The sequence below is a fragment of the Klebsiella sp. R390 genome, from assembly GCF_051131745.1.
Taxonomy (GTDB): Bacteria; Pseudomonadota; Gammaproteobacteria; order Enterobacterales; family Enterobacteriaceae; genus Klebsiella.
The window spans coordinates 557,534-576,763 of the sequence record NZ_CP180445.1; the positions used below are offsets into that span (position 1 = coordinate 557,534).

The 19,230-nt window shown below is 53.5% G+C and carries 23 protein-coding genes and 1 riboswitch; of the genes, 13 read left to right on the top strand and 10 right to left on the bottom strand.

The window, feature by feature from the left end; genetic code table 11:
* Positions 1–8: 8 nt before the first annotated feature.
* Together ACMYSP_RS02565 and ACMYSP_RS02570 are read right to left on the bottom strand one after the other, a co-directional pair.
* Positions 9–1,049 (bottom strand): zinc-dependent alcohol dehydrogenase family protein, encoded by a 1,041-nt coding sequence (locus tag ACMYSP_RS02565; RefSeq protein WP_434585406.1) that lies wholly within the window; start codon positions 1,047–1,049, stop codon positions 9–11.
* 319 nt (positions 1,050–1,368) lie between these two features.
* On the bottom strand, positions 1,369–2,268 hold the full coding sequence (locus ACMYSP_RS02570) for a LysR family transcriptional regulator (protein ID WP_434585407.1): 900 nt from the start codon (positions 2,266–2,268) through the stop codon (positions 1,369–1,371).
* 136 nt (positions 2,269–2,404) lie between these two features.
* Here ACMYSP_RS02570 and ACMYSP_RS02575 point away from each other — a divergent pair, with 136 nt between their 5' ends.
* The 6 genes from ACMYSP_RS02575 to ACMYSP_RS02600 all read left to right on the top strand — a co-directional run bounded on the left by ACMYSP_RS02575 (position 2,405) and on the right by ACMYSP_RS02600 (position 8,003).
* Complete coding sequence (locus ACMYSP_RS02575) at positions 2,405–3,328, top strand: alpha/beta hydrolase (protein WP_049005641.1); 924 nt, start codon at positions 2,405–2,407, stop codon at positions 3,326–3,328.
* Entirely contained in the window at positions 3,325–4,257 is a 933-nt protein-coding gene (locus tag ACMYSP_RS02580) for an alpha/beta hydrolase (protein WP_434585408.1), read from the top strand. Before ACMYSP_RS02575 ends, ACMYSP_RS02580 begins: the two co-directional genes overlap by 4 nt.
* Before the next feature lie 18 nt (positions 4,258–4,275).
* A complete protein-coding gene (locus ACMYSP_RS02585; RefSeq protein WP_434586999.1) occupies positions 4,276–4,914 on the top strand; it encodes an SDR family oxidoreductase in 639 nt (212 codons plus the stop codon).
* Between the two features lie 72 nt (positions 4,915–4,986).
* Entirely contained in the window at positions 4,987–5,820 is an 834-nt protein-coding gene (locus tag ACMYSP_RS02590; RefSeq protein WP_434585409.1) for an SDR family NAD(P)-dependent oxidoreductase, read from the top strand.
* Positions 5,821–5,859: 39 nt separating this feature from the next.
* Positions 5,860–6,987: an NADH-dependent flavin oxidoreductase gene (locus tag ACMYSP_RS02595; protein ID WP_434585410.1), complete on the top strand. Its 1,128-nt coding sequence runs from the start codon at positions 5,860–5,862 to the stop codon at positions 6,985–6,987.
* A 275-nt stretch (positions 6,988–7,262) separates the two neighbouring features.
* A complete protein-coding gene (locus tag ACMYSP_RS02600; protein WP_434585411.1) occupies positions 7,263–8,003 on the top strand; it encodes an SDR family oxidoreductase in 741 nt (246 codons plus the stop codon).
* A gap of 30 nt (positions 8,004–8,033) precedes the next feature.
* On the opposite strand, the gene arsH is transcribed toward ACMYSP_RS02600, so the two are convergent.
* Positions 8,034–8,732, bottom strand: a complete 699-nt coding sequence (gene arsH / locus ACMYSP_RS02605) for an arsenical resistance protein ArsH (RefSeq protein WP_434585412.1) — start codon at positions 8,730–8,732, stop codon at positions 8,034–8,036.
* Between the two features lie 87 nt (positions 8,733–8,819).
* On the opposite strand from arsH, the gene ACMYSP_RS02610 reads away from it, so the two are divergent.
* From ACMYSP_RS02610 to arsC, 3 genes are read left to right on the top strand one after another with little or no spacing between them, the layout of a single operon-like run.
* Positions 8,820–9,140: a metalloregulator ArsR/SmtB family transcription factor gene (locus tag ACMYSP_RS02610; RefSeq protein ID WP_434585413.1), complete on the top strand. Its 321-nt coding sequence runs from the start codon at positions 8,820–8,822 to the stop codon at positions 9,138–9,140.
* A gap of 43 nt (positions 9,141–9,183) precedes the next feature.
* Positions 9,184–10,476, top strand: coding sequence for an arsenic transporter (locus tag ACMYSP_RS02615; protein WP_434585414.1), 1,293 nt, complete (start codon positions 9,184–9,186; stop codon positions 10,474–10,476).
* Positions 10,477–10,485: 9 nt separating this feature from the next.
* Complete coding sequence (gene arsC / locus ACMYSP_RS02620) at positions 10,486–10,911, top strand: glutaredoxin-dependent arsenate reductase (RefSeq protein ID WP_434585415.1); 426 nt, start codon at positions 10,486–10,488, stop codon at positions 10,909–10,911.
* A gap of 116 nt (positions 10,912–11,027) precedes the next feature.
* Here arsC and crcB read toward each other — a convergent pair whose 3' ends face one another.
* From crcB to ACMYSP_RS02635, 3 genes are all read right to left on the bottom strand, one after another.
* Complete coding sequence (gene crcB, locus ACMYSP_RS02625; protein WP_434587000.1) at positions 11,028–11,381, bottom strand: fluoride efflux transporter CrcB; 354 nt, start codon at positions 11,379–11,381, stop codon at positions 11,028–11,030.
* A 169-nt stretch (positions 11,382–11,550) separates the two neighbouring features.
* Entirely contained in the window at positions 11,551–11,988 is a 438-nt protein-coding gene (locus ACMYSP_RS02630) for a universal stress protein (protein WP_434585416.1), read from the bottom strand.
* Positions 11,985–12,893: a DHHA2 domain-containing protein gene (locus ACMYSP_RS02635; protein WP_434587001.1), complete on the bottom strand. Its 909-nt coding sequence runs from the start codon at positions 12,891–12,893 to the stop codon at positions 11,985–11,987. Before ACMYSP_RS02635 ends, ACMYSP_RS02630 begins: the two co-directional genes overlap by 4 nt.
* A gap of 78 nt (positions 12,894–12,971) precedes the next feature.
* Positions 12,972–13,040: riboswitch (Fluoride riboswitch) on the bottom strand.
* A 167-nt stretch (positions 13,041–13,207) separates the two neighbouring features.
* Here ACMYSP_RS02635 and ACMYSP_RS02640 point away from each other — a divergent pair.
* The 3 genes from ACMYSP_RS02640 to ACMYSP_RS02650 all read left to right on the top strand — a co-directional run bounded on the left by ACMYSP_RS02640 (position 13,208) and on the right by ACMYSP_RS02650 (position 14,824).
* A complete protein-coding gene (locus tag ACMYSP_RS02640) occupies positions 13,208–13,531 on the top strand; it encodes a gamma-glutamylcyclotransferase family protein (RefSeq protein ID WP_434585417.1) in 324 nt (107 codons plus the stop codon).
* 278 nt (positions 13,532–13,809) lie between these two features.
* A complete protein-coding gene (locus ACMYSP_RS02645; RefSeq protein ID WP_434585418.1) occupies positions 13,810–14,067 on the top strand; it encodes a YjhX family toxin in 258 nt (85 codons plus the stop codon).
* 10 nt (positions 14,068–14,077) lie between these two features.
* Complete coding sequence (locus ACMYSP_RS02650) at positions 14,078–14,824, top strand: SAM-dependent methyltransferase (RefSeq protein ID WP_434585419.1); 747 nt, start codon at positions 14,078–14,080, stop codon at positions 14,822–14,824.
* A 70-nt stretch (positions 14,825–14,894) separates the two neighbouring features.
* On the opposite strand, the gene ACMYSP_RS02655 is transcribed toward ACMYSP_RS02650, so the two are convergent.
* From ACMYSP_RS02655 to ACMYSP_RS02665, 3 genes are all read right to left on the bottom strand, one after another.
* Positions 14,895–15,413: an anti-virulence regulator CigR family protein gene (locus tag ACMYSP_RS02655; protein ID WP_434585420.1), complete on the bottom strand. Its 519-nt coding sequence runs from the start codon at positions 15,411–15,413 to the stop codon at positions 14,895–14,897.
* A gap of 141 nt (positions 15,414–15,554) precedes the next feature.
* Positions 15,555–16,472 carry a M14 family metallopeptidase gene (locus ACMYSP_RS02660; RefSeq protein ID WP_434585421.1) on the bottom strand — a complete coding sequence of 306 codons (918 nt, stop codon included), beginning with the start codon at positions 16,470–16,472 and terminating at the stop codon, positions 15,555–15,557.
* Positions 16,473–16,491: 19 nt separating this feature from the next.
* Positions 16,492–17,361, bottom strand: coding sequence for a DMT family transporter (locus ACMYSP_RS02665; protein ID WP_434585422.1), 870 nt, complete (start codon positions 17,359–17,361; stop codon positions 16,492–16,494).
* A 99-nt stretch (positions 17,362–17,460) separates the two neighbouring features.
* On the opposite strand from ACMYSP_RS02665, the gene ACMYSP_RS02670 reads away from it, so the two are divergent.
* Positions 17,461–18,315, top strand: coding sequence for a LysR family transcriptional regulator (locus ACMYSP_RS02670; protein WP_434585423.1), 855 nt, complete (start codon positions 17,461–17,463; stop codon positions 18,313–18,315).
* A 31-nt stretch (positions 18,316–18,346) separates the two neighbouring features.
* On the opposite strand, the gene ACMYSP_RS02675 is transcribed toward ACMYSP_RS02670, so the two are convergent.
* Complete coding sequence (locus ACMYSP_RS02675) at positions 18,347–19,084, bottom strand: metallophosphoesterase (RefSeq protein WP_434585424.1); 738 nt, start codon at positions 19,082–19,084, stop codon at positions 18,347–18,349.
* Positions 19,085–19,230: the final 146 nt, after the last annotated feature.

The following is a 19,230-nucleotide window of genomic DNA, read 5'->3' on the forward strand; positions in this document are numbered from 1 at the left end:
TGATGACATTACAGAATATCGATGACCACTTTTACGTTTGCAGACCCCTGTTCGACAGCATCATGTGCATCGAGAGCGGAGTTCAGGTTAAAGCGGCGCGGGTCCACAACAGGATGAAGTTTGCCATCTTCCACGAACTGCGTGAGCTTGCGCAGGATCTCGCCGTGGTGAGCACGGCCTTCACCGGAAAGCATTGGCAATAACACGAATACAGCCGAAATTGTCGCGCAGCGTAAGGAAGAAGGCGCGATGTTCAACTCTCCGAAAGCATAGCAACTGGTGATATGCCCATAATGTTTCACTGCCGGAAGTGATGCGGCCAGGACATCCCCTCCCACGGTATCGTAAATAACGTCAAAGCCTTTACCCTGAGTGTACTGCTGCACGTATTCATCTACGCTCTGGGCGCGGTAATTAATCGCCGTTGCGCCAAAGCCTTCAACCATCGCCTTTTTGGACGCAGAAGTTGTAGCATAAACATCAGCACCCAATATTTTTGCCAGTTGAACAACCATATGACCAACACCGCCGGAACCGCCCTGAACCAGGACTTTGTCACCTGCTTTGACCTGTGCCCGGTCAACCAGACCTTCCCAGGCGGTCAGGAACACCAGAGGGAGCGCCGCGGCTTCACGCATGGAAAGGTTCTTTGGTTTAAGGGCAATCAGATTTGCATCAACAGCGGCATATTCCGCAAGGCTTCCCTGTAGACCACGTACGCCGCCAGTCAGGCCATAAACTTCATCGCCAGCGTTAAACTGAGTCACACCCTCACCGACGCTGATGATTTCACCTGCCAGATCTGTACCGAGAACGGCAGGTAACTCAGGGGTTGCATAGGTCGCGGAGCCTTCGCGGATTTTATAGTCGATAGGATTCACGCCGCTGGCATGAATTTTTACCAGCACTTCCCCTTTAGCGGGGATCGGAATGGCAATCTGAGATTCCGTAAACGCTTTGACATCATAGCTGTTCAGAATGAGGGCTTTCATTGTGTTGGTGGACATAATCAATCTCGTGTTCGTGGAAGATGTGATTAATTTAGCCATACGATAATAAAGCGTAAATGGAGCAATCAGGATTTAATAATTCCATCCGGTGGAATTATTGGCGTATGTATTTCTGTAGGTAAGTTGAATTGCCAGGGCTAATCAGGCGGCAAGATTTTGCCTGACGTAGTATGGGTTTCGCTCCCCAAACGATTCGCCAATAACAATAAGTTGTTAAGAGTCAATTCGACGTTACTTCCACAGATCGCTCATAGCGGACCATCCGTTCTACTTGCATGTCAGCTCTGTGCCAGGAGCGGACGTTGTACAGAATGCGCGAGTTTCCCCTGAATGCCTGAACTCATCATCGAAAAGATATCTAAACAGCTCCCTTATACTTAAGTACATCAATGAACAGAGAAAATGCCGAACCCGCATGACGGCGGTGTGGATAGTACAGATGATACCCTGGTAAGTCAGGGGTAAATTTATCCAGAACGCGGGTCAGTTTTTTTTCTTCAATAGCCTGCTGAACCTGGTCATAAGGCAGGTATGCCAGACCGTGCCCGTCAATAGCTGCGTCGAGGATCAGATCTATCGTATTCAATAAAAGCTGGCCTTCCATGCGAACCCTGACTTCGCGCCCCCCGCGCATTAATCTCCAGCGATTTGCGGTGCCCGATGAGGGGAGGTACAGATTAATAGCCTGATGATCGACCAGGTGCGCCACAGACACTGGAGTACCTCTTCGCGAGAGATAATCCGGCGCGCCAACAATTGCCATCGGAATATCGGGCCCGATTCGAACAGCAATCATATCCTTATCCATCTCTCCCCCCAGGCGAACTCCAGCATCAAAGCGCTCAGAGACGACATCAGTCAGGCCGTAATCGATAAGGAGCTGCACATTAATGTCAGGGTGAGATTTCAACAGCGTGCGCATGGCGGGCAACAATATGGTCTTTGCGGCATGTTCCACTGTGGTAATGCGTATGGTTCCGGACGGGCGATCGCGCAGGTCTCCCAGGGAAGTCAAAGCGGAATTCAGGTCGTTCAGCATTGGGCCAAGAACAGACAAGAGGTGTTCACCCGCCTCTGTGGGAACAACGCTGCGTGTGGTTCGCGTTAAAAGTCGTAACCCTAATCGCTCTTCCGTGCGACGCACTATCTGACTTAACGCTGACTGGGCCATGCCCAGACGGGCGGCAGCCCGGGTGAAACTACGCTCTTCGGCGACGGCCACGAAGGCCATCAAATCGGCTATCTCATCGCGTTTCATCTCTTTTTTCCATCCGGGATATTAATCATTTAAATGATAAGTCCAATCATTATTTTGGGTCTAATCATCTTAATAATCAATGGCTATAGTTATCCCATCAAGCATGACAGATAACCGACAGCCCATGAGGAACCGGATGATGAACCAGAAAATCAGCTTCACCAACAGCAATATCCCGACAATCTCTTTGTCCGCCGTGCTTTATTTCCCACCCGCATTTGATGAAAGCCGCAAGTACCCGGCTATTGTAGTTTCGCATCCGGGGGGCGGCGTTAAGGAACAAACCGCCGGTACCTATGCCGAAAAGCTGGCAGAAAAAGGGTTTGTGACCGTGGCTTACGATGCGTCTTATCAGGGCGAAAGTGGCGGCGAACCGCGCCAGCTGGAAAACCCGTACATCCGTACCGAAGATGTCAGCGCAGTGATTGATTACCTGACCACACTGCCTTATGTCGACACCGCGCGAATTGGCGCTATGGGAATATGCGCCGGTGCGGGCTATACCGCCAATGCCGCGATTCAGGATCGCCGTATCAAGGCCATCGGAACGGTCAGCGCCGTTAATATCGGCTCAATGTTCCGCAACGGCTGGGAAAACAATGTGAAGTCCATTGATGCACTGCCGTATGTTGAAGCCGGTTCAAATGCCCGTAGCACCGATATCAGCAGCAGTGAATATGCCACCATGCCGCTGGCTCCCATGAAGGAGTCTGATGCTCCAAATGAAGAGTTGCGCCAGGCCTGGGAGTACTACCACACGCCACGGGCACAGTACCCGACGGCCCCTGGATACGCCACGCTGCGCAGCCTCAACCAGATCATTACCTACGACGCGTACCATATGGCGGAGATTTACCTGACCCAGCCGCTGCAAATTGTTGCAGGTAGCGTGGCGGGAAGTAAATGGATGAGCGATGATCTGTACGATCGCGCCTCAAGTCAGGACAAGCGGTACCACATGGTCGAAGGTGCTAACCACATGGACTTGTATGACGGTAAAGCCTACGTCGCTGAAGCCGTTTCCGTATTAGCCCCATTCTTCGGGGAGATTCTGTCATGAAACATGTTCAAATCCAGAATGCCGATATGGCCTGGCATGTTGCCGCCAACGTTCAGTTTCCACCTACGTTCGATGAGTCAAAACAGTATCCGACAATTATCAGCGTCCACCCTTTTGGCAGCTGTAAGGAACAGACGTCCGGCAATGTCTACGGAAAAGCGCTGGCTGAAGCAGGCTATGTCGTGATCGCCTATGACGCCAGCTTCCAGGGGGAGTCCGGCGGCTCTCCACGCTGGGTGGAGGATCCGACTCAGCGCGTGGAAGATATCAGTCGGGTTATTGATTACGCCGTCACCCTGCCGTATGTCGATGCTGAACGGATTGGCGTGCTGGGCATTTGCGGCGGCGGTGGCTATGCCATTAATGCCGCACTGACGGAGAAACGTATTAAAGCCGTGGTGAGCATCACCGGCGTAAATATCGGTCGTCTTTTTCGCGAAGGCTTCAGCAATTACGACCCTATTGGCGCGCTGAATGCGATGGCGGCACAGCGTACAAATGAAGCCCGTGGGGGGGAGGTTCAGGTTAATGAACTGCTCCCCGCCAGCCCGGAAATGGCAAAGGCAGGTGGACTTACTGAGCGTGACGTATTTGAGGCAACAGACTACTACAAAACGCCGCGCGGCCAGCAGCCAGGCGGGGCAACGCGGATGGTGTTCTCGCATGCGCAGAAAACGCTGGCCTGGGATGCCTTCGCTTTTGCAGAAGTGTTGCTGACTCAGCCAGTAATGGTGGTGGTCGGTGAAAAAGTGGGTGCTTTCGGCGCTTACCGTGACGGGATGGAAATCTATGGTCGGGCTGTAGCCTCCCGTGACCGTCAGCTGGTCTCATTAGCCGATTTTTCGCATTACGAACTCTATGACAAAACGGAAGCGGTTCACGAAGCAATGGTAAAAGTGCTTCCGTTCTTTGCCGCACATCTGGAGTAATGCCCTGTGAAAGACATCATTCAAAAAGTCCTGGTACTTGGCGCCAGCGGGCAGATTGCCCGCCATGTTATCGACCAACTGGCCGATAAACCAGGCGTCACACAGACGTTATTTGCCCGTCAGCCAGAAAAAATCCCCCAGGCTCATCCGGCCAATAGCCGGATTATCATGGGCAATGTGTTAAACCCTGCGGCGCTGGAACAGGCCATGGTGGGTCAGGATGTGGTTTACGCCAATCTGACCGGGGAGGATTTGGATCTCCAGGCGAAAGCGGTGATTGCGGCGATGAAAGCCGCTGGCGTAAGACGCCTGATTTTCGTCCTTTCTCTCGGTATCTATGATGAAGTCCCGGGAAAATTCGGCGAGTGGAATAACGCCATTATTGGCGAACCGCTCAGGCCATTCCGCCGTGCGGCTGATGCGATTGAAGCCTCCGGGCTGGATTACACCATCCTGCGACCGGCCTGGCTGACGGATGAAGATACGATTGATTATGAACTCACTACCCGCAATGAGCCGTTCAAAGGCACGGTTGTATCCCGCAAAAGCGTTGCCGCATTCATTGCCGATATGATTGATAAACCTGAAAAACATATTGGTGAAAATATCGGTGTTAACCAGCCCGGGACTGATGGTGACAAACCATACTTTATGTAAATCAATCATGCCATTAAACCCGTACAGCCCCTCTGGCAGTACGGGTTATTAAACTTATCAAGGGGAACTGAAATGAGTCGAGTTTGGTTTGTAACCGGGGCTGCCCGCGGTATGGGGGTCAATATAGTGAATGCCGCTTTGCAACAGGGAGATCGTGTGGTGGCAACGGGGCGTAATATGGACAAATTACGCCAAATATTCAGCACGGCATCGGCAGAAAATATTGAGCTGCAGGAGCTTGATGTTCGCGATGAGCACCAGGCTAAGGTTGCCGTTGATGCCGCGGTTCGCCGTTTCGGGCGTATTGATGTTCTGGTTAACAACGCAGGATTCTGCCTGCTGGGGCGTTTTGAAGAGGCAACCGCTGAACAAATAGAGCTGCAGTTTGCCACTAACGTGTTCGGCATGGCCACTGTGCTACGCGCTGTCTTACCGGTCATGCGTCAACAACGTAGCGGACGCATTATTAATACGTCCTCGATCGCGGGTGTCAAAGCGGTCGCAAACGCTACATTCTATTCTGCATCGAAGTTTGCCGTTGAAGGTATGACGCTGGCCCTTGCCGATGAAGTTGCGCCGCTTGGGATTCATGTCACCGCGATTGAACCCGGTTTCTTCCGCACAGAGTTTCTCAGTAATAGTTCGGCCCACTATGGCGAAAAAAAGATTGAGGACTACGCCATTTTTGGTAATGCCCGGGAGCTCATGGCATCTGCTGACGGTCAACAACAAGGGGACCCGGCCAAACTTGCACAGGTCGTTTGTCAGGTGGTTGAAATGGAGAGCCCACCTCGACAGCTGCTTATAGGGAATGACGCTATCAGTTATGTAATGCCTTCGCTGGAAGCCCGTATTAAAGAGATACGCGAATTTGCGGCGCTGAGTAATACAACCGATTTTGATTAATGGGTGTAAGCACCCGATGTTTTAAATATCGAGAGTACAATGACTGACTTATTAACCCAGGCCTTCACGTTTAAAAATGGCCTCAGGATGCGTAACCGCGTCGTTATGGCACCGATGACCACCTGGTCCGCTAATGACGATGAAACTATTTCAGATGAAGAAGTAAACTATTATCGGGCACGTGCTACCGGTGTGGGATTAGTGATAACGGGATGCGCTCATGTTCAGAGAAACGGTGTGGGTTTCACCAATGAATTCGCAGCCTACGATGATCGTTTTATCCCGAGTCTGAGGAAACTGGCTGATGCGGCAAAAAGCGGGGGGGCGCTGGCAATCCTGCAACTGTTTCATGCCGGTAATAAAGCGGTTCCCGAACTCATCCCAGGTGGAGAGCTCGTCAGCGCCAGTGCCCTGGCCGCTCCGGCTGGCCCTTTTAATCGTGGCGAACAAGCCAGCCGGACGTTGGGTCATGACGAAATTTCTGGTGTGATCCATGACTTCGGCGAAGCCACTCGCCGCGCAATTGAGGCCGGTTTTGATGGTGTTGAATTGCACGGCGCGCATGGTTTTCTTATCCAGAACTTTTTCTCTCCCTGGTTTAACCAGCGTACTGACGAATGGGGTGGTTCATTAGCAAACCGTATGCGTTTCCCGCTGGAGGTCGTTCGGGAAGTCCGTCGGGTTATTGAAATTCATGCCAGGAAACCCTTTTTATTGGGTTACCGGCTATCGCCGGAAGAGTCAGGAGACGGAGGATTACGGATTAATGACTCCCAGGCGCTGGCGGGGCAGTTAGAGAAAGAGACTCTCATTGACTATCTCCATATCTCACTCCACGACGTACTGACCGATCGGCCGCAGGGCAGTGAGGGTAAGGATACGATCCTGGCGCGGTTTGTCGAGCAGCTGAATGGGCGTTTACCTTTGCTGGCAGCGGGAAAAATTACTTCGTCACAAGCGGCTCAACGGTCTCTGGAGGCCGGACTGTCACTGGTTGCCTTAGGTCGGACGATTGTCATGAATCCCAACTGGATGGAACTGGTGCAGGGAGGCCATGAGGATAAGGTAAAAAACACGCTTATCCTGTCGCAACACTCAGACGAACTGGCGATCCCTGAAAAACTATGGCAAGTGATTCTGAAGACGCCAGGATGGTTCCCGACATAAACAAGACCTGAGTAATCAGACATCAGTACGGGTAATTCTGAAATATACCGTTTTGCCTGTAACTATCTGGAAGGTGAAACATCAATTTGTAGCTTTCTATCCGTACAGGGCGAGAAGGTCCGCTCTTCGCTCACCGCTGACCTTCGCAGCAGACAGTTAACTATCACATTCAGGCGTTGAAACAATCATGTCTCTGTTGCGTCATGAAACAGATGACGACCGATAGCTATCTTCGTAAGGTAAGTGATAATTCGAAAGACACAGACGAGGTAATCATGAGCAGATTTCAGGGTAAACGCATACTTATCACCGGCGGTACCAGCGGTATGGGATTCGCAGGTGCTCAGCGTATTGTCCGTGAGGGCGGTCATGTGGCCATCACAGGGCTTAATGAAGAACGGCTTGAACATGCCCGTCGTCTGCTACCTGAGACATCGCTTATCCTCAAAAGTGATGCTGCCAGCGAAGCGGATATCGAAAAACTGCAAACGGATATCAGCCGCTGGGGCTCGCTTGACGGGCTATGGCTTAATGCCGGCTTCGCAGAAGTCGGGACGCCGGAATCTGTGACGGCTGATGCTTTCAACCACATGATGAATACTAACGTCCGGGGTCCGATGCTGCAGCTTGCCGCACTCTCCGCCTCACTCAATTCAGGCGCATCTGTTCTGGTCACCTCATCCTCTTCTGTCTATGAAGGTGCCGCAATGACAAGCCTCTATGCCGCAACTAAAGGCGCCGTTGTCGCCATGGTTAAAAGCTGGGCCTCTGCGCTGGCCGTACGTGGCATACGGGCCAATACCCTGGTACCAGGGCCGATCGAAACGAACTTTAGGCATTTTATGCCGGAAGAGTCGCGTCAGCAGTTTGAAGATTTTGTGGTCAGCCAGGTCCCTCTTGGTAGGGCAGGAACAGCAGAAGAAGCCGCTGCTGTTGCACTCTTTCTGCTTTCTGATGATGCATCCTATGTCACCGGCAGCCAGTACGCCGTGGATGGCGGGCTGGTGCATTACTAGATTTAGCAATAACGGCATCATTTCCAGAAGTTAGATTTTTTCCTGATTGACGCGGCGCGAAAGCTCCTCGTGCGTTTCCTTTCGTTCGCTGTAGCGGTCTGCCAGATAATCCCTCTGCCCTTTCAGTAACAAGGTTATCTTAAACAACTCCTCAGACACATCGACCACCCGATCGTACCAGGGCGAGGGTTTCATTCGTCCGTTTTCATCAAATTCTTGCCAGGCTTTGGCCACTGAGGACTGGTTGGGGATAGTGAACATTCGCATCCATCGGCCCAGAATTCGCATCTGGTTCACGGCATTGAAGGATTGCGAGCCCCCGCAAACCTGCATCACCGCAAGCGTTTTGCCCTGCGAAGGACGAACGGCACCTTCACTTAACGGTATCCAGTCAATCTGCGCCTTCATAACCGCACTCATTGCTCCATGCCGCTCCGGTGAACTCCATACCATCCCGTCGCACCATCTGACCAGTTCACGCAGTTCGATGACTTTATGGTGCGTATCTGGTGAATCATCGGGCAAGGGCAGGCCGGAGGGATTAAATATTCTGACCTCCGCCCCCATTGCCATCAGCAGGCGGCCGGCTTCCTCGGCGGCAAAGCGGCTGTAGGAACGGTCTCTTACTGAGCCATACAAAATCAGGAACCGCGGCGGTTCCTGTTGTTTCAGCTGTTCCGCGATCTGTTGATCAAAGCATCCAGCGTTCAGGGCAGGAAATTGAACCATTTTTTTCTCCTCCAGACGGTTTCGGTGATTTCAAACGAATCACATATGATTTACCATATATGAATTCTAAAGGGAACGGAGTGATAAATGCTACTGCCTGTTCAGCTTTTCAAAATTCTGGCAGATGAAACGCGTCTGACTATTGTCATGCTTCTCCGGGAATCTGGAGAGCTTTGCGTCTGCGACATCTGCGCAGTCACTAGCGAGTCACAACCTAAAATCTCGCGGCATATGGCTATTCTTCGCGAGTCCGGGCTGGTACTCGATCGTCGGGAAGGTAAATGGATCCACTATCGTCTGTCCCCGCACATGCCGGCATGGGCAGCAGAAGTCATCACAACGTCCTGGCAATGTCTGCGGGATGATGTGCGCGAGCGATTGGCAACATCGGCCTGCAGCGCCTGCTAAATGCGCAATCACATACAGATAATCATATGTATTGGAGCCTGAAATGTTTTTGGCCGCAAGCCTCTTTTTACTGACCCTGGTGCTGGTCATCTGGCAGCCCAGAGGCCTCAGCATTGGCTGGAGCGCAAGTATCGGAGCCGCGCTGGCGTTGGCCACCGGGGTCATCCACATTGGGGATATCCCCACCGTCTGGAATATCGTCTGGAACGCGACGGCGGCATTTATCGCAGTGATCATTATCAGCCTGCTGCTTGATGAATCCGGCTTCTTCGAATGGGCTGCGCTACATGTCGCTCGCTGGGGAAACGGACGAGGCCGCCTTTTGTTTACCTGGATAGTGCTGCTCGGTGCGGCCGTTGCTGCGCTGTTTGCCAATGACGGTGCGGCATTGATCCTGACGCCGATTGTCATCGCCATGCTGCTCGCACTGGGATTCAGCGCAAGGTCGACGCTGGCCTTTGTTATCGCGGCGGGCTTTATCGCGGATACCGCCAGTTTGCCGCTGATAGTCTCTAACCTCGTGAATATCGTCTCGGCGGATTTCTTCAATCTTGGCTTTACCCGGTATGCCTCCGTCATGGTCCCGGTGAGCATAGCGGCCATTGCCGCCACCCTGATCATGCTGCATTTCTTCTTTCGGAAAGATATTCCTGCAATGTATGACATTACGCTGCTGAAAGCACCGGCCAGTGCGATCAAGGATCCGGCAACGTTCAGGGCGGGCTGGGTGGTGTTGTTATTCCTTTTAGTGGGGTTCTTTATTCTGGAACCACTGGGCATCCCCGTCAGCGCAATAGCAGCCACCGGCGCGGCAGTACTTATGGTGGTGGCAAAGAAAGGCTGTGTCATTAATACCGGCAAAGTCCTGCGCGGTGCCCCCTGGCAGATCGTGGTTTTCTCGCTGGGCATGTACCTGGTGGTATATGGGCTTCGCAATGCGGGGCTCACTGAACATCTTTCCTGGGTGCTGAATCAACTGGCCGACAAGGGGTTATGGGTCGCAACGTTCGGCACCGGTTTCCTCACCGCGTTGATGTCATCGGTGATGAACAATATGCCGACGGTGCTGATTGGCGCACTGTCGATTGACGGCAGCACGGCGACGGGTGTCATCAAAGAGGCAATGATTTATGCCAATATCGTCGGCTGCGATTTAGGCCCGAAAATTACGCCGATTGGCAGCCTGGCCACCCTGCTGTGGCTACATGTGCTGGCACAGAAAAATATGACTATCTCCTGGGGATATTACTTCCGCACTGGCGTCATCATGACCCTGCCAGTGCTGTTTGTTACGCTGGCCGCGCTGGGATGGCGGCTCTCTGTCACTTTGTCGTGAGATACGGGAATGAGCAACATTATTATCTATCACAACCCGGCCTGTGGTACCTCGCGTAACACGCTGGCGTTAATCCGCAACAGCGGAGTGGAGCCGGAAGTGATTCTTTACCTTGAAACGCCACCGACACGCAATCAGTTGGTCACGCTTATTGCCGATATGGGTATCACGGCACGGGAGCTTCTGCGCAAGAACGTGGAGCCTTATGAACAACTGGGGCTTCATGAAGACACGTTCTCCGAAGAACAACTGATCGATTTTATGCTTCAGCACCCGATACTGATTAATCGCCCTGTGGTTGTCACTCCCCTTGGCACCCGTCTTTGCCGCCCTTCAGAAATTGTGCTGGATATTCTTCCCGATAACCAGAAAGGCGCTTTTACCAAAGAGGACGGAGAAGCCGTGGTGGACCCATCGGGGAAGCGGGTTAAATAATCGTTCCCAACATCCGCCCTCGCACCTGGAGCCCCGTCAGTTTGACGGTATGGTGCGAAGGCGGATGCTGCTCACGCAGGACGTAACGGTGGACTATTGTGGCCGCACGGCCTCGTTTAGATCAGTAATGTCAGCAGGTAAAAACCCGCCGCGGTCATGATCAGTGACCCCATCACGTGTACCATGACCGAGGTGAACGCCCATAAGATGTTCCCTGCCTGTAATAAAGTGAAGACCTCGACCGAGAACGTTGAAAAGGTGGTCAACCCGCCACACAGACCGGTAACGATCAGCAGTTTCCAGGCCGGATCCAGCTGAGGGTGGCGCATAAAAAATGCCATTGCGGCGCCGATGATAAAAGCCCCCAGCAGGTTAACCACCAGCGTGCCGGGCGGCAGAGAAGGAAAAAGACTATTCAGCTTAATCCCAAAAAACCAGCGAATAACACACCCCACTGCCCCGCCAATCATAATTGCTACCAACTGACTCACTGCGACACTCCCTACTTCATCTCAATATACATGCTGAACCATGAGGGATGCCGGATAGACCCGACATCCCCTCTGCCGATACCGCTATGATTACCGCAAGCCGTCATGACTTCGCAGATGGTAATTTTTAAGTATAAAATTCATAGCGTTATACTTTCCCTTCGTCGTAAACATGCTTAATCAGAACATCAACGTTCAGGTGGTTGATATATTCGTTTGACCGGGACGTCAGCGTTCCCATAAAGCGGTTGCGGTGGCCGGCGATTAAGAGGTCAACCCCCATCTCGGCGATGCAGTTCTGGACATCTTCAAAACGCCGCAGGGTAACCAGCTGACGAACATCAACATGCTCAGTCACCAACGAAGTCAGCTCGCTGAACAGTGCCTTTGCCTGCAGAACCTCCTGCGAAACTGCATCATCCATCCTGCTGTCCGAAACGTAGTTCAGCTCCCGATAGTCGGTGCAGATATGGGCGAGCGTGATTTTCATCTGCAGCTGACGGGCCAGCGTAACCGCCTGCGCGAGCAGGGGCACCCCGTCCTCTTTACCCTCAACGAGAACCAGTGCGTGAGCGTAACTGTTCATAACTGACTCCGACGCTGGCGGAGGAAATGGTCAAGCCACGGCAGCAGTTGCTTCTTGCGGCTGACCATGCCCGGCTGGGCGGATGCAGCCACCTGCTTCCCCTCCGGTCCGGCAAAATAGAGTGTGGAACTGCATTCACGGATATCGGTCACCATCAGTACGATCAGCCCGGCGCCGGTGGTTACTGCCATCTGCGCCATCGCATGTTGCAGTTCCCCCAGTAAAGGAGCGACCTGATCGGGGGAGCCCACCTCCAGTTGCGCAATCCGCACATCCGTACCGGCGAGAGAAAACGCTTTGAGATCCTTATTGAGCAACTGCCCGGCAGACTGTCCGCTGATATCGGTTTTGGCAGCCAGCAGTTGCTGAACAAAGGACTGACGCTCTACCCCTGCCAGGGCGCAGAGTTCAGTGGCGATTCGGATGTCATCTTCGGTTGTCGTGGGTGAGCGCAGATTGACGGTATCGCTGAGCAGCGCGCCAAGCAGCAGGATCGCGTACGCCGGAAGCGTCGTGCGGCGCATCTCTTCGTCCATCAGCAGCCAGAGCACCGTTGCGCTGCTCCCAACCGGTTTAATCCACACCTCAGGCGGCAACTGCGTGATCAGCCCACCGAGGCGGTGATGGTCGATAACGCCGATAATATTGCTCTGTTCAAGGTCTGCGGGCCCCTGCGTCGGCTCGGTAAAATCCACCAGCCAGACCGGTTCATCACTCAGGGGAATATCAAGGAGGGGTGGCAGGCTCAGTCCGGCGGCGGCAAAAATAAAGCGCGTCTCAGGATTCGCCTCTCCAGGCCGCCAGGCACGAGCTGGACGACCGCTCCGGTTCAGCCAGTCCGCCGTTACGGTGGCCGTACAGATAGCATCGCTGTCTGGGTTAAGGTGACCAAATACATTAATCAATGGTGTATCCCCGCTAAAGGGAAGTACACAGGCCGGGAAGGATTTTCGACGGCCTGACATACCTCCTGGAAATCAAGAGTCATATCAGGCGTCATCAGCCCCGAACGGGGCGGTTGGGAAAGGTGGAACGCCATCACCTTGCAAGCAGTATAGGCCAGAAAAACCTGCCTGTCAGCCGCCATATTGGCTGATAAGGCCCGGTTTATCGCCATTTCCTTTAGCGCCAGATCTCACCGCAGCTCATCTCGTCGGCGATATGGAAAGCGACGCTGCGAGTACGATATCATGACTATCGCTTAATAATCGGAGGAAGCATGGAAAGTTTGTTTGTATACGGAACCCTGGGCCCGGGTCGCCCTAATGCCCATGTTCTTGAGAATATTGGCGGCACATGGCAGGAAGGACGCGTTGGCGGCTCGCTGCTGAACAAAGGCTGGGGCGCAGAAATGGGCTATCCCGGCATTGTGCTGGACAATTCGGGCAACCACGTTGATGGTTTCCTTTTCACCTCTGCGCATCTGGGCAATCACTGGCATGTGCTGGATGAGTTCGAAGGTGCGGAATACGAGCGCGTGCCGGTAGATGTCACGACGGTTGACGGTCAAACGGTGAAATCCTTCATCTACATGCTCAAGTAGTTATCTCCCAAGCCCGCGACGCGGCGGGCCAAATGAACTTTCTGAAGCAGATCACATTTTTCCCTCTCCAAATACACCGGTAAACACTGTGTGTTATTATTCATCGCGTAAATACCTTTCAACTCAACCCGAGGCTTTGATGCTGGAGAATGTCATCATCTGATAATCAGCCCCCCGACCTCTTCAGGCCGGACTGATTATCACTGCGCTGAAATCGAATGCGGACACGGCTATGTGTTTGCACGTTTTGCACATGATGATGAAACAGGTTTTCCAGTATGAATTTATCCCGTCAGGAACAACGTACCTTACACGTACTCGCCAAAGGTGGACGTATTACGCACGTCCGCGATGTATCAGGCCGCGTCACCGCCGTTGAATGCTACAGCCGGGAAGGGTTGTTGCTCTCCGACTGCACGCTCGCCGTCTTCAAAAAACTCAGAACCAAAAAACTGATTAAGTCCGTGAATGGTCAACCCTACCGCATCAATACCACCGGCTTGAGTCAGGTTCGCGCTCAGCCCGATAACCGTTAAGGAGTGGATAATGGATATCCCACGTATTTTTACCATTAGCGAAAGTGAACACCGGATCCATAACCCGTTCACGCCAGAAAAGTACGCCACGCTGGGTCGCGTGTTACGCATGCCGCCGGATGCACGTATTCTCGATCTCGGCAGCGGCTCGGGCGAGATGCTCTGCACCTGGGCACGCGATCATGGTATTCGCGGCGTCGGCATCGACCTGAGCCCCCTCTTCACCGCCCAGGCCAGACAGCGCGCGGAGGAACTTGGCGTTAACGAACAGGTGCATTTTATCCATCACGACGCCGCCGGTTACGTTGCCGATGAAAAATGTGATGTGGCGGCCTGCATCGGCGCAACCTGGATTGCTAACGGCGTCGCCGGGACGATTGAACTGCTGTCAAAGAGCCTCAAACCCGGTGGGATCCTGCTTATCGGTGAACCTTACTGGCGACAGGTCCCCGCAACAGAAGCGATCGCCAAAGCCTGTGGTGCCAGCGCCGTGACCGATTTTCTCCCCCTTCCCGACCTTGTCGCCTCTTTTGACAAACAGGGCTATGACCTGGTGGAGATGGTGCTGGCAGATCAGGAAGGCTGGGACCGATACGAAGCGGCAAAATGGCTCACGATGCGCCGCTGGCTGGAGCAACACCCGGACGATGACTTTGCACCAGAGGTACGCACGGCATTGACGACCGCACCCCAGCAGCATGTGCGCTGGACGAGGGAGTATGTCGGCTGGGGTGTATTTGCATTGATGCAGCGGTAATCTCAGACGGAGTGATATTGCACAACAAACTCAGCCCCGCAACCGCGGGGCTTATCGCAATCCGGCTCGTTTAATCGAAAACACCGTTGATGATTGAGGTCACAATGGCGGTACTTAATGCAATCAGCACCAGGTCATCGCCAACAGCGCGCCATTCGTAACCCGGATAATAGGGTAAATCGTTAATCATGGACGCTGGTAAGGTTTTTTTGGCAATTCCCGGAGGTAACGGCTTACCGCGCGCCAGGTTTTTTGCGATACCCGGTGGCAGCGTTTTATATCCGACGAGGCCGTAATTCACCGCAAGCGAGCGCGCGCGGGTAAAGCTGATATCGGCGTCAACATGGTCCGGTTTGCCATAGTTTTTACGGCTACCGTGGTCGGCATTCGACTTGCCTTTATCCTGGCCGTTATTGGCATTATTACCATTATTGCCCTTGTTACCATTATTGCCGTGATTACCGCTGTTACCACTATTACCGTGCCCGTTGCCGTTGCCGTTACCTGGGTTTGCATAAACCAGCGCGGCCAGCACGGCGAGGGATATCATGGCCGCAAGAGCAGTGTTGAGGGTTCGACGCTTTAGCATTCTGTTTATTCCGTGAGGTGCAGTACACGATGAGAATATAGGTTAAGGCAATACCCTTAACAATCTCATGCTTTCTGAATTTTAAACACCTCGCGGATAGTGATTGCCGGGATAGCCTGGGCAGGCTCCCGGCCAGTACATTCACTGTGATAACGCGAATTCGATAGCCTGGCGGATCGTGACAACCTGCGCCCGGGTACACTCCTGCGGCGAAGTCGATGCACTGTCGGGATAGACTTCCGTGGTGGTGGTAAAGGGAGCGTTGGTCACCGTAGCGCATAAATGCCAGGCGCTATTGTCATACTCAACCACGCCGTGAGTCACCACCGGATAGCCCAGCATGCTGCCTTTCTGGTCTGCCGGGGCAATATGCGTCACCGCTTCCACAGCGGAAATAATCGCACTCTGGAAGTCCAGTCTGGAATTACGCGTGTCGCTGACCAGGTAAAAACCATCAGGTACACATTCTGGCTCGTACTGCCGGCCGTCTCTGGCGGCCAGCGCCGGACTGAACTCACTTTCATCGCTATCCGTCGTTTCATGCAAATCGACGTGTACCAGGAAGCGTTCCTGTATCTGCCCGATAAATGCCATCACCTGTAACGACTCTTCCGCTTGACCTTGCGGATAAAACTGCCGGTTGGGATCCACCGCATGGTAGTTCCAGCGGGCAACACGCTCGTATGCCCAGGGGCTGACACAAGGGATAACCAGCAGATTGACCGCATCGGCATAGTCGTTCTGATAGTGCGATAAAAATTCCAGCGCGCCCAGTACGCCGCTGGTTTCATAACCATGGACACCGCCGGTAATCAGCGCTACAGGCAGGCTGGGATCCCACGCTTTCGACTTTGCCGCCATTAACGGATAGTGGTCATCGCCGTAGTGTAGCTCGCCATACTGAACAAGATCGTAGCGGTCATTGAGCGACTGCAGAACGTCAAGGACATCACTTTTATAATATCTGACGCGCGTCTGACGCTCTCGCCACAGCTGCTTTTCAGTCTCGGACCAGGGCTGCCCGGGCGTACCGATGGGATAAAACGTTTCAGTTGTCATATTTCACTCTACAGAAAAATTAATCAGTTAAGCCGCGACGACGCGCCGGCAACCAGACGGATAATACCGAGGCGCCGATAATTAACACCGCCCCAATCAGGGTTTGTCCACCGGGTTGCTGATGCAAGAAAATCCAGGCCAGAAGCAAAGCATACACCGGCTCAAGGACAATCATCATGGATACGGTACTCGCCTGTAGCGTACGCAAGCCCCAGGTCAGCATCCAGTATGCCAGGCCAGTACACAAAACGCCCAGTAAACCGATGAAAACCAGATCGTGGCCGCTGCTATTCACCAGGCCCGCGATCCCGCCTGGGAGCGTCACCAGAGCACAGCCCGCGCACTGCCACCAGGAGGACTGTATTGCCGTTGCCTGAACGCGCAGGTACCGATTAAAAATGATCACCAACGCATGAATAACCCCCGATCCCAGCGCCCATAGTAGCCCGGTCAGGCTGCCGGTACTTTCGCGATTCATCGGCGCGAGTATGTAGACGCCGGCAACGATCATAGTCATCAACAATATATCGAAAAGCGCCGGTTTTTTATGAAACAGCGCCGCCTCAATCATAATGACAAAGGCGGGAAATGTCGCAAAGCCGAGCGTACCGATCGCCACGCCCCCTTCTTTAACGCCCATAAAAAAGCAAAACCAGTGGCCGGCCAGCAGTGCGCCATTGAGCAGCAGCTTGCTTTTATCCCGCCAGGGAATGCCTGCTCGCGTCCTGTCGAACAGGCACAGCAGCGCCCCGAGAAAAACCAGCGCAAACATCCCTCGTCCAAATACCACCGTCGTAATATCACTGTGGATTTGCTCTCCCATCAGCGCCGATAAACCGAACAAAACCGTGCATGCCTGGATGGCGAGATAAGCTCTGACGTTGCCCATATTTCACCTCAATTATCTGTAAGGCGAATTTACCCGTCAGACCATTACCCGTAAAATGAATAATACACTGCATTAGCATTCGATTATCGGATAGGTAATATGAGCGAACCACATCTGGAAATTAGCTGGCTAAAAACCTTTATCACCGTGGCACGCACGGGTTCGATGACTGAAGCCACCTCGTCGCTGTGCCGCTCGCAATCGGCAATCAGTATGCACATCAAAAAAATCGAGGAGACGCTGGGCCGCAAGGTGTTCAATCGTGAGGTCAGACGGCTTACCCTCACCCAGGCGGGTCAGGAGTTGTTGCTTCATGCCCAGCGCCTGCTGGGAGTTTACTCCGAGGCCATGCAGAGCCTGACGGGCTCGAACGTACAGGGAAAAATCAGCCTCGGGATCCCCGATGACTACGCCGTTCGCTACCTTCCCCAGGTACTGAAGGCCTTCGGTGAAAAATATCCCGCAATTGAGATATCGCTTTTCTGCGAGCCTTCCCTGACCCTTATCCCCAAAATCGAGTCCGGCATGCTGGATGTGGCGATTGTCACCCGGGATATCTCCGGGCGCGGCGAGTTACTTTTCAGCGAACAGCTGGTGTGGACTGGCATAAAAAGCACGGTCATCAAGGAGGATCACCCCTTGCCTGTTGCCGTTTATGAATATGGCAGCGAGGCGCGAAAAAAGGTGCTGGCCGCGCTTGAACAGTTGCCTTCGGGGTACCGGATTGCTTACAGCAGTCCCTACGTAGCAGGTCAGATTGCCGTGGTTGAAAGTGGCATGGCCGTCGCGGTGCTGACGCGCTGCAGCGTCCCGGAACATTTGCACATCATCCATTGCGAAAAACTTCCGGAGCTACCGTCGCTGGATGTGGTGGTGGTCTCCCGGGGAAACGCGGCCAGCTCAGCGCTCAACCCGCTGCTGGTCAATGAGATTAAACTTCAGCTGCAACGGTAAAACGCACGAATGGGTGATTTCTGTCGGCCAGTTACACACCAATGTGATGGCTTGTCAGCGCGTTATCGGCGTAGCGGTGAAGCATCAGCGCCGGCGGGTCGCTGACTGGCGGTACGTTGGCGGTTCCAAACCATACGGGATTGGCCGGACAAACGGATCCGCAGATATACGCCGGCACCTCCGCAAAGATCCCCGCGACCGGTCGGTGTACGTGCCCGGTAGAAATGGCTAACAGCCTGGCCGGCGTGTCTTTTATCACTTGCTCCAGCCCGCTCAGCCCTCTGCACATCGATTGGTCCAGAGTCGGGATGCCCGAGGGAAACAGGTGATGATGGGTAAACAGCAGCACCGGGGAGCCGTCTGCGTAACGGAGTTGATTCTCCAGCCATGCCGTGTGGTTGCACAGATCGCCATAATCCTCTGCTTCAACCGTCGAATCGAGGCCGATCAGGCGCAACGCGCCGACCTGATGAACAGCATGTAACGCCCCCGCGGGTGCATCCTGCGCCCATCGACTGTCGCCCCATGTCGCTCTCATCAGATGACGATCGTCAGCGTTACCCGGCAGGATCAGCGAAGGATAATCTTGCTGCTCCAGGCGCGCCGCGATCTGTTGATAGCCTTCCAGCCATTGATCATCCGTCAGGTCACCGCTTAACACCAGGGCATCCGGTCGCACATGCGCAAGCCATGTCAAAACCCGGTCAAAGCGGAGCAGATGGTCATTGCCCGGTGAAGCGTGAATATCTGAAACCTGTGCTATCAGCATAACCCCCCTCTAAACGATCTCTTCAATGGGCGTTTATCGCCACTGTCTACTCTGCGTCGGTTAACTTATCTAATGGCCTGAATCTAACCTGATCCGCATCTTGATTCATAGCAGTCTGGGTAACAGTGTAAGAGTACCTGCCAGGG

Coding starts and splice junctions, on each gene's coding strand:
- ACMYSP_RS02565 (WP_434585406.1), bottom strand. CDS start 1,049: ATGGCTAAATTAATCACATCTTCCACGAACACGAGATTGATTATGTCC.
- ACMYSP_RS02570 (WP_434585407.1), bottom strand. CDS start 2,268: ATGAAACGCGATGAGATAGCCGATTTGATGGCCTTCGTGGCCGTCGCC.
- ACMYSP_RS02575 (WP_049005641.1), top strand. CDS start 2,405: ATGATGAACCAGAAAATCAGCTTCACCAACAGCAATATCCCGACAATC.
- ACMYSP_RS02580 (WP_434585408.1), top strand. CDS start 3,325: ATGAAACATGTTCAAATCCAGAATGCCGATATGGCCTGGCATGTTGCC.
- ACMYSP_RS02590 (WP_434585409.1), top strand. CDS start 4,987: ATGAGTCGAGTTTGGTTTGTAACCGGGGCTGCCCGCGGTATGGGGGTC.
- ACMYSP_RS02595 (WP_434585410.1), top strand. CDS start 5,860: ATGACTGACTTATTAACCCAGGCCTTCACGTTTAAAAATGGCCTCAGG.
- ACMYSP_RS02600 (WP_434585411.1), top strand. CDS start 7,263: ATGAGCAGATTTCAGGGTAAACGCATACTTATCACCGGCGGTACCAGC.
- arsH (WP_434585412.1), bottom strand. CDS start 8,732: ATGGTTCAATTTCCTGCCCTGAACGCTGGATGCTTTGATCAACAGATC.
- ACMYSP_RS02610 (WP_434585413.1), top strand. CDS start 8,820: ATGCTACTGCCTGTTCAGCTTTTCAAAATTCTGGCAGATGAAACGCGT.
- ACMYSP_RS02615 (WP_434585414.1), top strand. CDS start 9,184: ATGTTTTTGGCCGCAAGCCTCTTTTTACTGACCCTGGTGCTGGTCATC.
- arsC (WP_434585415.1), top strand. CDS start 10,486: ATGAGCAACATTATTATCTATCACAACCCGGCCTGTGGTACCTCGCGT.
- crcB (WP_434587000.1), bottom strand. CDS start 11,381: ATGATTGGCGGGGCAGTGGGGTGTGTTATTCGCTGGTTTTTTGGGATT.
- ACMYSP_RS02630 (WP_434585416.1), bottom strand. CDS start 11,988: ATGAACAGTTACGCTCACGCACTGGTTCTCGTTGAGGGTAAAGAGGAC.
- ACMYSP_RS02640 (WP_434585417.1), top strand. CDS start 13,208: ATGGAAAGTTTGTTTGTATACGGAACCCTGGGCCCGGGTCGCCCTAAT.
- ACMYSP_RS02645 (WP_434585418.1), top strand. CDS start 13,810: ATGAATTTATCCCGTCAGGAACAACGTACCTTACACGTACTCGCCAAA.
- ACMYSP_RS02650 (WP_434585419.1), top strand. CDS start 14,078: ATGGATATCCCACGTATTTTTACCATTAGCGAAAGTGAACACCGGATC.
- ACMYSP_RS02655 (WP_434585420.1), bottom strand. CDS start 15,413: ATGCTAAAGCGTCGAACCCTCAACACTGCTCTTGCGGCCATGATATCC.
- ACMYSP_RS02660 (WP_434585421.1), bottom strand. CDS start 16,472: ATGACAACTGAAACGTTTTATCCCATCGGTACGCCCGGGCAGCCCTGG.
- ACMYSP_RS02665 (WP_434585422.1), bottom strand. CDS start 17,361: ATGGGCAACGTCAGAGCTTATCTCGCCATCCAGGCATGCACGGTTTTG.
- ACMYSP_RS02670 (WP_434585423.1), top strand. CDS start 17,461: ATGAGCGAACCACATCTGGAAATTAGCTGGCTAAAAACCTTTATCACC.
- ACMYSP_RS02675 (WP_434585424.1), bottom strand. CDS start 19,084: ATGCTGATAGCACAGGTTTCAGATATTCACGCTTCACCGGGCAATGAC.